General features: G+C 30.5%; 14 protein-coding genes and 1 tRNA gene. 3 read left to right on the top strand and 12 right to left on the bottom strand.

The window, feature by feature from the left end:
• Positions 1 to 41 precede the first annotated feature (41 nt).
• The 5 genes from FIA58_RS02595 to FIA58_RS02575 all read right to left on the bottom strand — a co-directional run bounded on the left by FIA58_RS02595 (position 42) and on the right by FIA58_RS02575 (position 4,920).
• Positions 42 to 755, bottom strand: coding sequence for a hypothetical protein (locus FIA58_RS02595; protein WP_140959723.1), 714 nt, complete (start codon positions 753 to 755; stop codon positions 42 to 44).
• A 309-nt stretch (positions 756 to 1,064) separates the two neighbouring features.
• Positions 1,065 to 1,358: a phage repressor protein gene (locus tag FIA58_RS02590; RefSeq protein WP_140959721.1), complete on the bottom strand. Its 294-nt coding sequence runs from the start codon at positions 1,356 to 1,358 to the stop codon at positions 1,065 to 1,067.
• 150 nt (positions 1,359 to 1,508) lie between these two features.
• Positions 1,509 to 2,804 (bottom strand): hypothetical protein, encoded by a 1,296-nt coding sequence (locus FIA58_RS02585; RefSeq protein ID WP_140959719.1) that lies wholly within the window; start codon positions 2,802 to 2,804, stop codon positions 1,509 to 1,511.
• Between the two features lie 19 nt (positions 2,805 to 2,823).
• Entirely contained in the window at positions 2,824 to 3,570 is a 747-nt protein-coding gene (locus FIA58_RS02580) for a hypothetical protein (protein WP_140959717.1), read from the bottom strand.
• A gap of 387 nt (positions 3,571 to 3,957) precedes the next feature.
• Positions 3,958 to 4,920, bottom strand: a complete 963-nt coding sequence (locus FIA58_RS02575) for a hypothetical protein (RefSeq protein ID WP_140959715.1) — start codon at positions 4,918 to 4,920, stop codon at positions 3,958 to 3,960.
• 392 nt (positions 4,921 to 5,312) lie between these two features.
• On the opposite strand from FIA58_RS02575, the gene FIA58_RS02570 reads away from it, so the two are divergent.
• From FIA58_RS02570 to FIA58_RS02560, 3 genes are all read left to right on the top strand, one after another.
• Positions 5,313 to 5,942 carry a response regulator transcription factor gene (locus FIA58_RS02570; protein ID WP_140959713.1) on the top strand — a complete coding sequence of 210 codons (630 nt, stop codon included), beginning with the start codon at positions 5,313 to 5,315 and terminating at the stop codon, positions 5,940 to 5,942.
• 5 nt (positions 5,943 to 5,947) lie between these two features.
• Positions 5,948 to 6,748: a hypothetical protein gene (locus FIA58_RS02565; protein WP_140959711.1), complete on the top strand. Its 801-nt coding sequence runs from the start codon at positions 5,948 to 5,950 to the stop codon at positions 6,746 to 6,748.
• Between the two features lie 619 nt (positions 6,749 to 7,367).
• Positions 7,368 to 8,162: a sensor histidine kinase gene (locus tag FIA58_RS02560; RefSeq protein ID WP_140959709.1), complete on the top strand. Its 795-nt coding sequence runs from the start codon at positions 7,368 to 7,370 to the stop codon at positions 8,160 to 8,162.
• Here FIA58_RS02560 and FIA58_RS02555 read toward each other — a convergent pair.
• From FIA58_RS02555 to FIA58_RS02525, 7 genes are all read right to left on the bottom strand, one after another.
• Positions 8,159 to 8,959: a TatD family hydrolase gene (locus FIA58_RS02555; protein WP_140959707.1), complete on the bottom strand. Its 801-nt coding sequence runs from the start codon at positions 8,957 to 8,959 to the stop codon at positions 8,159 to 8,161. The genes FIA58_RS02560 and FIA58_RS02555 overlap by 4 nt on opposite strands.
• On the bottom strand, positions 8,919 to 9,317 hold the full coding sequence (locus FIA58_RS02550) for a hypothetical protein (protein WP_140959705.1): 399 nt from the start codon (positions 9,315 to 9,317) through the stop codon (positions 8,919 to 8,921). Before FIA58_RS02550 ends, FIA58_RS02555 begins: the two co-directional genes overlap by 41 nt.
• A gap of 73 nt (positions 9,318 to 9,390) precedes the next feature.
• Positions 9,391 to 9,461: transfer RNA gene (locus FIA58_RS02545), tRNA-Ser, on the bottom strand.
• A gap of 166 nt (positions 9,462 to 9,627) precedes the next feature.
• Positions 9,628 to 11,001 carry an SDR family oxidoreductase gene (locus FIA58_RS02540; protein ID WP_140959703.1) on the bottom strand — a complete coding sequence of 458 codons (1,374 nt, stop codon included), beginning with the start codon at positions 10,999 to 11,001 and terminating at the stop codon, positions 9,628 to 9,630.
• Positions 11,002 to 11,010: 9 nt separating this feature from the next.
• Positions 11,011 to 11,688: a hypothetical protein gene (locus FIA58_RS02535; RefSeq protein WP_140959701.1), complete on the bottom strand. Its 678-nt coding sequence runs from the start codon at positions 11,686 to 11,688 to the stop codon at positions 11,011 to 11,013.
• 7 nt (positions 11,689 to 11,695) lie between these two features.
• On the bottom strand, positions 11,696 to 12,403 hold the full coding sequence (locus tag FIA58_RS02530; RefSeq protein WP_140959699.1) for a DUF434 domain-containing protein: 708 nt from the start codon (positions 12,401 to 12,403) through the stop codon (positions 11,696 to 11,698).
• A gap of 2 nt (positions 12,404 to 12,405) precedes the next feature.
• On the bottom strand, positions 12,406 to 13,425 hold the full coding sequence (locus tag FIA58_RS02525; RefSeq protein ID WP_140959697.1) for an RNA ligase: 1,020 nt from the start codon (positions 13,423 to 13,425) through the stop codon (positions 12,406 to 12,408).
• Positions 13,426 to 13,618: the final 193 nt, after the last annotated feature.

The following is a 13,618-nucleotide window of genomic DNA, read 5'->3' as shown; positions in this document are numbered from 1 at the left end:
CAACACAAACTGAGACAACCTAGAACTTACAACCTAGAACCCTACTCCACACGCAAAATCATCACCACTTTACTACTATCCTCCTCCATAGTTACTAAATTTCCCTTTACTTTTTTGTAAAATGCCAGTTCTAGTATCGTAAAAACAGTTCCTTTGGTTGTTTCTTCTGGCAAAGGTAACGTTAGGATGGCTGGTATTTCGTTTCTTTTGTACAACGTTTTTTCTCCTGTTATTAGCATATGATTTTTGGTTTCCCAGTCGCAATCTAAATAATGTACAGTAGCTGCTACGTACTGACTTTGTTTTGGGAAAACGATAGCTGTAGCGTCTATAGTAACTGTATCGCTTACTGTAACTGGTAATGCATAAGTGATTTGAGGGTTAAACTGATAGTTTTGCAAATGCAATTTCCCTTCAATGGTACTCAAACCGGCTTCTAATGTTCGCATGCCTTTTTTAGAAACGGTATCAAACGTCATGACTTCTCGCATAATTTTGGTACAACCATTCACTATAGCTAAATTATTCGCTTTAGGCAAAATGGGTTGTAAGGCAATGCGTATCGTTTTACACAAAGCGGAAAGCCTACCAAACTCACTTGCGTTTTGTCGGCATTTTTTATACTTCGCACTTTTCTTCAACGCTGCACTTGTAAACCCACTGATGCTTCGTAGAATAATTTGTTCTCTTGAGGTATAAATTACATAATTCCCTATGCGTTTTGGGTAATTTCCTGGTGTTTTTATAATGGCCATAGTTTTCCTTTTTTATGTTAATCTGCTTTTACTAAATCCATTCTAGTTTTGGTATGGTTTTGTAGCGGTTTTGTTCGAGTCATGTTCGGGGTTGTGGTACCCCTTTCCGAAGCTTTCCCGAACAAAACCCTAACCAATATCGTACCAAACTGTGAAATAGTGAAAAGTGAGTACTAAATAGTGAAAAGTGAAAAGCAAATAATACACGACCCAAAACATACAACCCAAAACTTACAACCTACAACTTACAACCTACAACTTATAACCTACAACTTATAACCTACAACCAAAAACTAAAAAAGCATACAGCTAGTCCTTGAGAATCTCAATTACTTTTCCATATACTTGCTTGGTCCAGCCGTTTATGTGTCCGTGATTATTGCCTATTTGTAATCCTCTTCTTTCGTTTTTAGCTTTTACTAAATGCGTATACACGTTGCCTCTTACTTTACAATAGACGATATCACCCACTTTACATTCTTCCCAACTCGTGGGTGCCAATCGAACGGCTTGCTTGGACTTTAAAATGGGTAACATACTGTTACCGGCTTCTCGAGAAACAATGGTTTCTCCTTCTAATAGTTTTTGAATTTTGATATTCATTTTTAATTAATTTATTGTTTTGGAAACGAAGATTGTCCTACGTTTTCAAAGCAATAGTTAAGTACTATTAGATTATGGTACAAAGTAAAACCACTCCTGCGTAATTATTTTACGTAGGAGTGGGTTTTGTGATTAATAATAATGGAATGTTTATTCTATTCCTTTATCCAAACTTATTTTCTTAACCTTAGATAAATTATAGGTTATTCCAAAAAAGTTTCCAAATTTAAACTCGCTTTGTGTAGGGATAGTGCCAGAATCTCCAAGGTTATAGGATTCTCCTACACTATAAGAATCAGCAATTCTTTCTACTTTTCCCATAGAAATACCAGCAGTAAGAATAATTCGTTCTTGCTTTCCTAATATAAGTCCACCACCGAAAAGTACTTGTAATTTCTCATTTTGAGTTAATGCCGCACCAAAATTAAGAGTTGGCACTACCCAAGAATTCATACGAACATATGTATTAATCATAGAACCAAATGCCAAATCATATTCTCCTTTATTCTTTAAGGTTATAATTTTGTTTCCAGAAGTACTTAAATCATCTCTTTTGTCAAATTCGTAATCATAGAGTGAACTAAAAAATAATCCAGCACTAACATCTATTTTTAAACCACCTTTAATCCAAATATTATAAGGTTTCGATGCAAAATTGATATCTTCTTCTTTTGTTTCTTTATCAAATCGTTTCAATTTAAATTCTATGGCATCAATATTTTGACCTTGAATGTCAATTGGTAAAGTATAACTATCTAAATTTATTGAGTATAATTTATTTATTATATTATCAACACTTTTTGCAGCCATATTCTTATTAGCAATTGCTACTTTTTTAACGTCATTATAATTTGGATCCTTTACAAATGATTGGAGCTCATTATCATTTTCATAAGTTTCTTTTAAAATATTTTTACTTTCTTTTAACAATTCAACACTCCTATCTATATAATCCTCTTCTGTAAGAACCTTTTTTTGCTTCAAAGTTTCATAAAAAGTATCTACTTCAATATTTAATTCATTAATACTAATAAACAATCGATTATTAGTATCAACAATATTTTGAATTGTTCCCATGGGAACTGCATAAGCTATACTAGGCGCAATTGATAGTCTTTCAATTTCACTAATTATTTGATTTAAATTATTATCTACATTATCATTATAAAAAATGATATTTTTTGTATCAATCTTATAATCAAATTTTAAAGGATTTCCATTAATTAGTTTAATGGAAATCATATCTTTAGATTGGACAGATAGCCATTTGCTACTATCAACATTATCACAAGGAGGATTTGCTACTTCTCCAGATGAATCCTTGCAAATTAAAACACTCTTTATGTGTGGTTTACTCAAATCTACAATAATTACTTTGGTTTCTACTTGGCTGTAGCCAATAATTCCAAAGAATAAAAAATAAAGGATGAATGTTGTCGTTTTCATGATGTTTTAGTTTTTAATGTTATTTTTTTAATTTAAATTCTCCTCCTTTTACTAACCATGAAATACCAAAGCATTCCACAGCAATGGTTTCAAACCAAAAAGTAAGATGATGGGTTTTGTAAAAGTCATGAAATGAATTAGGAACAATTTTATTAAAATAGTCGCTTCCTAAAAAGATAATTACTATAGATAGAAGCATTATCACTCCAAGGGTTCTATATAATTTATGTCTAAATTTTAATTGTATTTCAGCTTTTTCATACCCTTCACTAGTTTTTGTAAAGCGAAATAATGACATATAGGCTAAGGACAATAAGAAAATTGCTGCTGCTATATAATGAAAGGCTTCTCTAGTAGGATTTTTTTCTAAAATAGTAACTATGTGATTTTCAGAAATATTTAAACATCCTTGTAACAAACTATCTGTTGGTAGTAGAACAACAATTAATGCAGCCATACCAGTAATTGATGAAATAATAAAGTCTGTACATTTTTCTTTATATATTATAAAGAAAATAGCTAATAAAGACATTATTGCAATAAACAACGGACCTGATTTTGTATAATAATAATGACTTATAGAGGGTAATACTTCTGTGAATCCATCTGTAAAGAGTAAAAGTAATGGCAATAAAACGGGCAATAAAATTCCTAATACTCCTATTAACTTTCGCAGTGTATATGAATTTTTAATTAATAACTCTTTTTGTTCTTTTTCATTAAATTTCAATGAATGACATTTTTCTTTAATTGCTGTTGTTATCATGATATTATTGTATTGGTTGATGTTTCAAAGGTATTTATACAGCACTATACCAATCAATTACCCTTTTGGGTGATATTTTGTAACTGTTAAAATCATTCTTTTTGGAAAGTTTTGACTATTTATTTTTGACTATCACACAAAAGGGTAATTATGGACACATTATTTATTGCCCAACTTTGTTCAAAAAATAAAACAAAACTAAAATTAGAGTTGCCATAGTAGAAAACGATAATAACTAATACTAAGTTCAAAATCATCGATCTAGGCTAAGAGTAGTTGCAAAATTTTGCATTTAACTTTATAGGTTTGTACCAATCTGAAAATACGCATAGATTTTCAGATTGGTTACAAACTAGTAATTACTCATAGCATCGTTAGGCTACTTGTTTATTTGCTTTCAACTTCTTTAATCGCATTAAGTCTGTCTTTCAATAAATCAGACAAAATATTTTCCATCGGTTCAACAGCTTTTTTCAATTTAGCAATCAAGTCATTAAGTTTATTTTCTTCTACTTTTAAGGCATCAACTGCATTATTATTTTTCAAATCTCTAATGGTATTTTTACATTCCACAATAGAACTTTCATAATCAGAAGTTATTGGTTCAAATTGTTCTCTAACTTTTAATTCCGCTGTGTCGAACTCTTCATTTATCATCTGTATGGTTAATGATTCAAGTTGGTTCTCGAAACTTAAGGAAAGCACATTTAATTCTGCTTGTTTTGACTCAATTTTTTTAGATGTTGTTTCTATAGCTTCCTCTTCCCCATCATAATTTACACTTGTAATTACTAAACAATTAAATTTTACTAATTTCATTCTAATTGTTATGCTTGGCATATCATAAATAAGTTCTTTATCTTTAAAAACTATTTTTGGAATTTTAGTAATTATTTTATGTTCTTTCATTACAACTTCAGGAATTGCTGTAATAATTGGTGTCCATTTTGTAGTGCATTGCCAAGTCTTAGTTTTCAATCCAAATCCTACTTTAGTTATTTTCCAGCCACAAGTCATTTCTGGTTTTTCACCAATTTTTTTATCAACCATGCGGGTAGTTGGTACATCAAAAATAATTTCTCGGTTTTCCATTGTGATTTCTGGAAGTTTTAAAACAACACGTTGTTGATTTTTTCCAATTTCAGGTATAGGCACATGAAAAGAAACTTCTTTCCATTCAAAATTATAGGTATATTCATCACTTTTGATGCTGAATAACGTTCCATTATCTTGTAGCACTTCTCCATTTTTCTCAATTTCGTCAGCATAAGTATTTAATTGCTTTGCCACTTCTTTGCTTTTTGCCTCAAATTCGGCAACTAATTTTTTGATTTGTTCTTCGAATGTCATATTTATAAATTTTATTTGATTACTATATATTAACTGTTATACTTGATGGATTACTTTGATATTTGCTTCATATAAAACTTTCTATAGCTCTTACAAAAGGAGCTTTACAGGAGTTAAGTATGTTGGAAAATTGCAATTCTACTGCATTGAAGTACCTATTTGCTATCATACTATCTATTGTATTAGTTATTGGTTCAAAAGTACCTACAGAACACTATACCAATCAATTACCCTTTCGGGTGATATTTCGCTTTAGCAGATGAATCTTTTTTTTGTAAGTTTTTTAATAAATAAGATTTGTATATTTATACAGCCGATTTCAAAATATCACCCGAAAGGGTAATTGTGTGTGATTTGTTTATTGCCCAACTTTGTCCTGAAAATGTAACAACATGAAAATTAGAATTGCCATAGTAGAAGATGATAAAAACTACAACCAAGCTTTGAAGAAAATTATCGATTTTCAAGAAGAGATGGAATGTGTAGCTCAGTTTTATAATGGTACAACAGCTTTGCAAGAATTAGAAGCCTTAGAACCAGACGTGGTTTTAATGGACATTCAATTACAAGACCTTTCGGGAATTGACCTTGTTTTTCAATTGACGGAAACGATGCCAACAACCACTTTCGTCATGTGTACGAGTTTTGAAAACGATGAGAAAATCTTTTCAGCCTTGCGTGCAGGAGCAAGTGGTTACTTGGTAAAAGGTGAACCGATGGATAAAATTATACAAGCCATTCAAGAAGCTCATAAAGGAGGTGCACCCATGAGTTTTACAATTGCCAAACGTGTTTTACAACATTTTCAAGAATCAAAAGTACAAGTACAAAGCATTTCGTTGCTAACTGTAACCGAAAAAGAAGTACTAGAATTGCTGGCACAAGGACTACTTTATAAAGAAATAGCCGATAAAAAATGTGTTACCATAGACACCATAAAAAAACACATAGGCAATATTTACAGAAAGTTACAAGTAAACAACAAAATTGAGGCAATAAATAAGTTTAACAATAAAAATTAGAAATTATGGAAGAAAATAATTACTTAGAAGAAATTGTACAGAGTTTTATTGAAAAAATTAAACATGATAATGAGTTTAGAGAAGAATACCTGCATACTTTTGAAAAATCTTTTTTAGACAAAGAGATAGTTATTAAAATCCCATTAAAAGTTGAAAAGGAAAGGAAAAAAAATTTCTATTCATCATCATTAAAAGAACATAAAGAATTAAATCAAATTTACAATTTAGATTATCATGTCTTAAAAGCTTTTCTAGAAGAGAAAAATAATGCAGGATATAGAAAAGTTCATTTAGAATTGATTCGTTTAAATAAAATTGAAGGTTTACAAATAGAAAATTTTAACTTTGAAAGACTTTTATTTGCATTTTATACAGATGTCAATCCTAATCAAAAGTTTATGTTGATGGATGTTAATAAACCAATCCTAATTTCTGATCCTGAGTCAGGTGAAGTAAAGAATAACATCTTTTATAAGAGTCTAAAGTCAATTTTAGATCAATATGTTATTGATAATGATCTTGAAAAAACAAAACGTGAAAATACACAAATAATTACTTTATGCAAAGATTTAGATGTTAAACCTGTTATGTCATTGCCATTTAAATCAACAGATAATTATACAATTCAGTTTACTCCAGCGATTATTAAAGATAGCTATTCTGAAAGGGTACACTATAGAAAAGCAGAATATAATCATCAATATACTTTAATAATGAAAGGAATTGTTAATTCTAAACTTTCAAAATCAATTATTCACTCTGATCCATTTGACACTTTCTGCTTAAACCCACCAGATCCATGCTAAAATTATTATATTTACTATATGTTTTTAATAAATAGTTATCTTTTAATACTATTTCTTTGCCTAGTAGTTTCTATTTATAAGAAAACTGCTAGGCAAAGATTATTATGGATTTATTTTATTATAGTATTTGGAGTTGAGTTTACAAAAATAAAAATCTTAAAAAATTCATCTTCTGTAATATATACCTATTTTTCAATATCTTATATATTGTTTTTCTTTTATTATTATCTAAATCAAAAAGTAAACAAATACGTATTATCTTTAATTACTTTGGTTGCAGTTTCCATTTATCTTTTTGTATTATTTGATAACAATATAGTAGATTATCCTATTATAATAGGAATGATAATGAGTTTAACCTATATACTTTTTACTTTACAATGGTTTTTTTATCAACTTGTAAATGTAGATGACGTAAAAATATTAAAAAAGCAGGCTTTTTGGGTAAGTTCTTCCTTAATAATTTGGGCTGTGGTATTTCTTTTTAGATTTACTCCAATGTATTGGTTAGAAATTAATGACAAACAATTTTTAAGACAAATTAGTTTTGGTTATCAAATAGCTACAATTTTTTCTTATTGTTTATTTTTGAAAGGCCTTTTTTGTAAAAGATAAAAACATGAAGGAACTTCCACACGAAATAAAGCTTACTTACATCATTGCCATCATAGTAATGCTACTTTTTGTTGGCTTTATCATTATGGTGGTTTTTGTTTATAATAAAAAGCAATTGATTCAACAACAAGAAAACCAAATTAAAGAAAGCGAGTTTCAAAATCAGTTGTTGCAAAAAGAATTGGAACGTCAGAAAGCGATTCAAGTAGAAAGAGAACGCATTTCACAAGACATGCATGATGATTTAGGTGCTGGTATTTCTGCTATAAAACTGCAAGCTGAGTTTTTAAAATATAAGATAAAAGAAACGACTTATACGGAAGATTTAGAAGCTATTATCACTACTTCTGAAGATATGAACTTGGCTATGCGAGAAATTCTTTGGAGTTTAAATTCTCAAAATGATACCATTGGTAATTTTATAGAGTATACTAGTGTTTATATAGAACGCTTTTTAGATAAAACTACCATTGCTTTAGAATTGGGTTCTACTATAATAGAAAGTGAAACTAATTTACCTGTAAAAGCAAGGAGAAATCTGTTCTTAGTAGTTAAAGAAGCGGTTCATAATGTTTACAAACACAGTCAGTCCAAAAGTATCAAGATTCAATTTGAACAAACAGCTACTTCCTTTAAAATTGAGGTTATTGATGATGGAATTGGTTTATCTGAGGCTGTTAAAAAAGGAAATGGTTTAACCAATATGGAATTGAGAATGGAAAAAATTGAAGGTAAATTTGAAATTGTTGAAACAACAAATGGAACTCATTTGCTATTTCAATATACCTTTAAAGCTTAAATACCAAAGAAGTCTTTCGTATTTTTAGTCGTTTCTAATGCAACTGTTTCCACTGTAATGCCTTTGAAACTAGCAATACTCTGTGCTACATAAGGTAAAAAAGCAGGTTCGTTTCTACGTTCGTGATACTTAACTAAATTTGCTTTAGGTACGTTTTTTGGCAACATAAAAGGAGCATCGGTTTCAATCATTATTTTATCTAAAGGAACATACTTTACTACTTCTTCTAAATGAGCAAATCGTTTGGTATCGCTAATGGCTCCTGTGAATCCTAAATAAAATCCGTTATTTAGATACGTTTTGGCTTCTGCTAATGTACCTGTAAAACAATGTACGACCGCTTTAGGTAATTGTGGTAAATAGTCTTTGGTAACTGCCATAAAACGAGTAAAAGCAGCTCTTTCATGTAAAAAAAGTGGTTTTTGGACTTCTATTGCTAATTCTAAATGTTCTTTATAACATTTTTCTTGTTGGTCTCGTGGTGAAAAGTCACGGTCAAAATCGAGTCCGCACTCTCCTACTGCTACTACTTCTTTGTTGACTAAGAGTTTTTTCAGTTTTCCAATACTTTGGTTATCTCTACTTTTAGCATCATGAGGATGAATACCAGCAGTACTATATAAAACAGTTGGATATTCTTTTGCGATTCTTAGTGCTTCTTCGCTTCCTTTTACGCTGGTTCCAGTTAGTATCATTTGCGTTACTGTTGCTTCTAAAGCGTTTTGAATGATATGTTCTATATCATTGTGGAATTGCCTATTCGTTAGGTTGATTCCGATGTCTATGTAATTCTTCATATTGGTAATATCTCCCTGATGGAGTTTTCTTGTTTGTTTTAAATAAGACTGTAATAACATTATTTCTTTTTATAGCATCTTCTAATTGTTTGTAAGAACTATAGCTGGTATAAACAGAGGAAATTTTGTCATTATGTTCTTTAAATTTTATTTTTACTTTAATATTTTTCTTGGGCTTCTTTTTAATATTAGGATTTCTAATTGCATTTGTATTGTTTTGTTCCAAAGCAAGTGCTTCTTGAACAACAGCATCAACCGTAGCGCGCCATTTTCTATTCCCTAATTTCTTATTAAAAGGTCTCAAATGTTTAGCATATTCATAACCACGATAAGATCCTTTGTTATAGAGGTTTTTCATTTGTTTTTATTTTCTACAAATGTCAGAAGGAAGTACGCAATTATTTTACGTTAGATGTATTTTTTATAAAAATGGGAATAAGTAAGACTCGAACTCACATCTTCAGATTAGCAGTCTGACGTTTTCCAATTGAACTATTATTCCCATTTATTTTTTTGGAAGGTGTACAAGACTCGAACTTGTATATCCCATTTGGTACGGACATTTTTCCAATTAAACTAACACCTTCGTAAACACCATCAGGAATCGAACCTGAAACTAAAGGTTGCAGACCAATCGTTTTTCCTCTTAAAACTACAGTGTTCTATTCTTACCACGGTGACACTTTATAATTTTTAAGTAAGACACCGAATAAATAATTGCCTGCTATGCCTTGAACTATAGGATCCATTATTCTACTAGCTCCATCAACAGAATCTAATGGTGGAATGTATCCTTTTTCAAATTGTTTTTTTCGTAACTCTTCTCTTGCTCCTGTCGAAATCCATCCTACATCAACACAACTCATATAAATATCTTCCTTTGCAAATTCTTTTCCAGATGTTAAGGTTAGCATATTTAAAGCTGCTTTAGTCATATTGGTATGCGGATGAAACATCGTTTTATTAGTATAACTAAAAATTCCTTCAGAAGAAGTAACATTAATAATAAACTTTTCCTTAAAATTAGAGGTTAAAAATAAAGGTTTTAATTCTTTTATCAAATAATATGGAGCCATTTGATTGATTAAATTGACTTCAACTAATTCATACAGGGATACTTCTTCTAAGGTTGAGTTCCAACTTGTTTTTTCTCTGGTATCTACTGGTTGCCCAAATCTTGATAATTGTATTGCTGTACTTTCTGAAGAATTGTATTCTAAGGCTTTTATTTCTTTTGAAATGGGTGTTGCATTGGCAACCAATTGCTTGTTACCTTTATAATCAATTAATAACTTTTCTTCTTTTTTTAATAAAGGCAAATAATACTCATCTGTATATTTAATGGTTTGTGCTGCATTGTTTATTAGTATATCTAACGAATCATAGTTTGATCTATAAAAGGCAACAAAATCGCTTATGGCTTGTAAATTTCTTAAATCTAAGCCGTAAAGGGTTAAATTGTCTTTCCAAGTGTCATAATCCTTTTCTGCCTGAAATTGTTCCAATGCTAAGGCTGGAAAACGGGTTGTTACTACTACATTGGCTTTGTTTCGCAATACTCGTAAAGCTGTGGCAAATCCTACTTTTACACGACCACCAGTTAGTATTACGTTTCGGTTTTCGAGATTGGTATTTTGAAACCGTTTTTCATAATTTTCTTGAGCACAATTAGGACACAAACGATTGTAAAATTCGTGAGCCATTGTATAAGTAATATTACAACAATAACAATTTTTTCCTAATTGCAAAGGAGTAAAAATAGGTTGTGCTACTTTATCTTCATCAGCATATAGCGTTTTACCTGCTACTGCTTTTTGAGATAAAGTAGTTTGCAAAATGGTTTCTAAATCACTTGCTTTTTTAGAGGTATAACTTGCTGTACGCTGACTTTTCTTTGCGTTTTTATGTATTTTGGTAATCAAAGCAGCAAAACGAGTGTTATCTGGATTTTCAAAAGGATTATCCTTTAAAACTGTCAATACTTTGAGACAGTTGTCCCATTCTTCTTGCGTAAATGGATAATTTATATTTTCTTTATTCATTGTTTAAACTTATAAAAATTGTTCTAAAAAACCTATAAATTGTTTTCCATCGCTACTCCATCTCATACCTTGTCCGTTTGGAATTCTGATTTCGTAGACTAAACCGTGTTTGTAATGGTAAAAAACATTCCACCAGGTTTGACTTTCTATGATATAATCAATTTGTTTCTTTATCGTAATTTCTTTTTCTCTTTGATTACCTTTTAACTGCTCAAAAATGCTTTTTGGATAACGACCTACGTGTTTTTCCCAAGCTTTTACGACTACTGTTGTTTCTTTGTTTAAAGGTTGAAAGCAACTTTCTAGTATTATTTTTCGTAAAGGTGGAATAGCCTTTACGTCTTGTACACTAGCTGAAGTAATACGTTGTCCCATGAGTAACAATAGCTCTTTAAAAGGAATCTCTTCTAGTATTTGACTAATAATTTTTGGTTCAACCAACTCATTTTCATTGGTAAACACCTTTTTAAATTGGTTCAAAGCTTCTGCAAAATCTTGTTGTATTTCTTCTTTAAAATAAGGCAATTTGAGTCCATTTGGAGTTGCATTCAATTGGATAAATAATTGTTTGGCAAAAAAAGATATGACTTCCTCTTGCAGAAAAGCTTGGTTTTTGCTTTTCCAATCTTCTGAAAGAAAGGCTTTTGCTTCTACTAGTGTTATATGTAGGTTTTCTTGGGTGATCATTATACAACTAAAAAATCGTTTTACTGTCTATTTTTGTTTCTATTAAATAGGTTGCCAAATTAAACCAATTGGTGGCTTTATCCAATACAATTCCGTCAGAAGAAGCTACTATTTGATTGGAGTTTACAAGAGCTTGATCGGCATTATCTTCTAAGATCACTTGCCAATTTACTTGCTGTTCTATTGCTTTGGCTTCAATTTTAGTTTTAATTCTCCCACTGTTTGAAACTTGTTTGTCGAAAATCCAAACTAGTTGGTGTAATTTACTTTCATTATAAAAATGTATTACTAAATCAATAGCCATTTCAGTTTGATTAACGGTTTTATAATTGCCGTGAACACTCGATAAATCGCGATAACAATGGTCTTGACCTTTGAAAATATACGCATTAGATAAAGTACTTTCCAGTAAAATTAGAATATTGAATCCATCGATTACTAGTGTTTTGTTTTCCAATGCCTCCAATGCTACTTCTTTTACTTTACGAATAGCTAATTGTTCTTTGGAAGCACTCATGCCTTGCACAGCTTTTTGTTGGCGACTGGCTAATTTATAACGTGTTCCTACTGTAAACAAGGCATTTTTCTCAGAATAGCCTCTGGTTAATAGATAATTCATATCAACCAGGGCTTCTTTTATGCTTTCTTTGAATTTGGGTGTTCCAAAAAAGAAATCGTCTTTGGCTTCTTTGCCTCTATTGCTTTGTTTTGACATGATTAAATTTCTTCACTATTCATAAATGGTTTTTCAAAAGTAGGACGAATTCTTTTCCAAATTTCATGATCGTAACATTTGTTATCTAACATTAAAAACAAAACTGCTGGATAGGAACAGTTCATAAAATAAAATGCGGTTTCCTTTCTATTTTCTAAAACTTTAAAATCTATTTTACATTGTTTTTCAATGACTTGAAACTCTTTATTTAAAGTTTTAATTACATTTTTTACCCAGTTAAAAAATTCATCTGGAACGTGTTCTAGCATAGCATCTAAAGGTTGTTTCTCTTTTAAATGTTCCCAAATATCAATACTAGTTAATTGAGTAATGATACGATGCAAACGAACGTATTCGTCAAATTTCACTTTCAATCGGAAACCGTTTTCAAACTTGATCACAAAACCTTCTTTATCATCATTTTGTAAACTTTTTAAAGTTTCAATATCATTAATACCATCATATTTTTCAACGATTGGGAAACCAAGGTCTTCTAAAGGCAACTCTACACCTGTTTGCGTATCCATTACACCTAATAAAACTAAAGCTTCTTTTGTTCCATAATCTAAAACAATTCGGTTTTCTGGATAAATGATTTCAAAAAGATACGTTTTGGATGCCTCCAAATGTTTCCAAACTTCTTTATAAGTCGAATGTAACATTGCAGTGGCTTTAATGGCTTGATCGCTTGTAAAAGAACCACGACTAGCTATGTACGGAATGTTTTCAATCCAATATAAAATACCTAGAGAGCCATCCATTTTGTCATACACTTCAAAAGAGGTCTTTGGAATTTCGACACCTTCTTGCTCTCCTAAATTGAAAAACTTAGGAAAAGGTCTCGCAACAATGTTTTGATTAGCATCCATAATAATACCACGACATGCTAAGGTTACTTCGTTCCAAAGTCTATCAAACTGTGCTGTTTGAGTATAGTTATAGATGTACAAATCCTGCTCAGGATGTTTGTTGATCTTGATATAACCTTCATCAATCATTTTTTGGAGTAACTGCGTATTCATTTCTTTTTATTTTATAGTACAAAGGTGAAATATATGTACGTAATTATTTTGCGTAATAAACATTTCGTTTCTCTTGAACTATTTTAATGTGCTTTTTTACAACATATTTCCTCTTCTCAACTTAACAAGATTATGGTTATTTATTTAATAACTCTTCTGTAACTTTCATTTTTGGTACTTCTAATTCAAGAAC

The sequence above is a fragment of the Flavobacterium jejuense genome (genome assembly GCF_006491595.2).
Lineage (GTDB): Bacteria > Bacteroidota > Bacteroidia > Flavobacteriales > Flavobacteriaceae > Flavobacterium > Flavobacterium jejuense.
Note: the sequence above shows the minus strand (reverse complement) of the source record. Positions and strands in the feature narration are given on the sequence as shown.

Excerpts from the sequence above, each read along its gene's own strand:
- FIA58_RS02595 (WP_140959723.1), bottom strand. The coding sequence starts at position 755 with ATGGCCATTATAAAAACACCAGGAAATTACCCAAAACGCATAGGGAAT.
- FIA58_RS02590 (WP_140959721.1), bottom strand. The coding sequence starts at position 1,358 with ATGAATATCAAAATTCAAAAACTATTAGAAGGAGAAACCATTGTTTCT.
- FIA58_RS02585 (WP_140959719.1), bottom strand. The coding sequence starts at position 2,804 with ATGAAAACGACAACATTCATCCTTTATTTTTTATTCTTTGGAATTATT.
- FIA58_RS02580 (WP_140959717.1), bottom strand. The coding sequence starts at position 3,570 with ATGATAACAACAGCAATTAAAGAAAAATGTCATTCATTGAAATTTAAT.
- FIA58_RS02575 (WP_140959715.1), bottom strand. The coding sequence starts at position 4,920 with ATGACATTCGAAGAACAAATCAAAAAATTAGTTGCCGAATTTGAGGCA.
- FIA58_RS02570 (WP_140959713.1), top strand. The coding sequence starts at position 5,313 with ATGAAAATTAGAATTGCCATAGTAGAAGATGATAAAAACTACAACCAA.
- FIA58_RS02565 (WP_140959711.1), top strand. The coding sequence starts at position 5,948 with ATGGAAGAAAATAATTACTTAGAAGAAATTGTACAGAGTTTTATTGAA.
- FIA58_RS02560 (WP_140959709.1), top strand. The coding sequence starts at position 7,368 with ATGAAGGAACTTCCACACGAAATAAAGCTTACTTACATCATTGCCATC.
- FIA58_RS02555 (WP_140959707.1), bottom strand. The coding sequence starts at position 8,959 with ATGAAGAATTACATAGACATCGGAATCAACCTAACGAATAGGCAATTC.
- FIA58_RS02550 (WP_140959705.1), bottom strand. The coding sequence starts at position 9,317 with ATGAAAAACCTCTATAACAAAGGATCTTATCGTGGTTATGAATATGCT.
- FIA58_RS02540 (WP_140959703.1), bottom strand. The coding sequence starts at position 11,001 with ATGAATAAAGAAAATATAAATTATCCATTTACGCAAGAAGAATGGGAC.
- FIA58_RS02535 (WP_140959701.1), bottom strand. The coding sequence starts at position 11,688 with ATGATCACCCAAGAAAACCTACATATAACACTAGTAGAAGCAAAAGCC.
- FIA58_RS02530 (WP_140959699.1), bottom strand. The coding sequence starts at position 12,403 with ATGTCAAAACAAAGCAATAGAGGCAAAGAAGCCAAAGACGATTTCTTT.
- FIA58_RS02525 (WP_140959697.1), bottom strand. The coding sequence starts at position 13,425 with ATGAATACGCAGTTACTCCAAAAAATGATTGATGAAGGTTATATCAAG.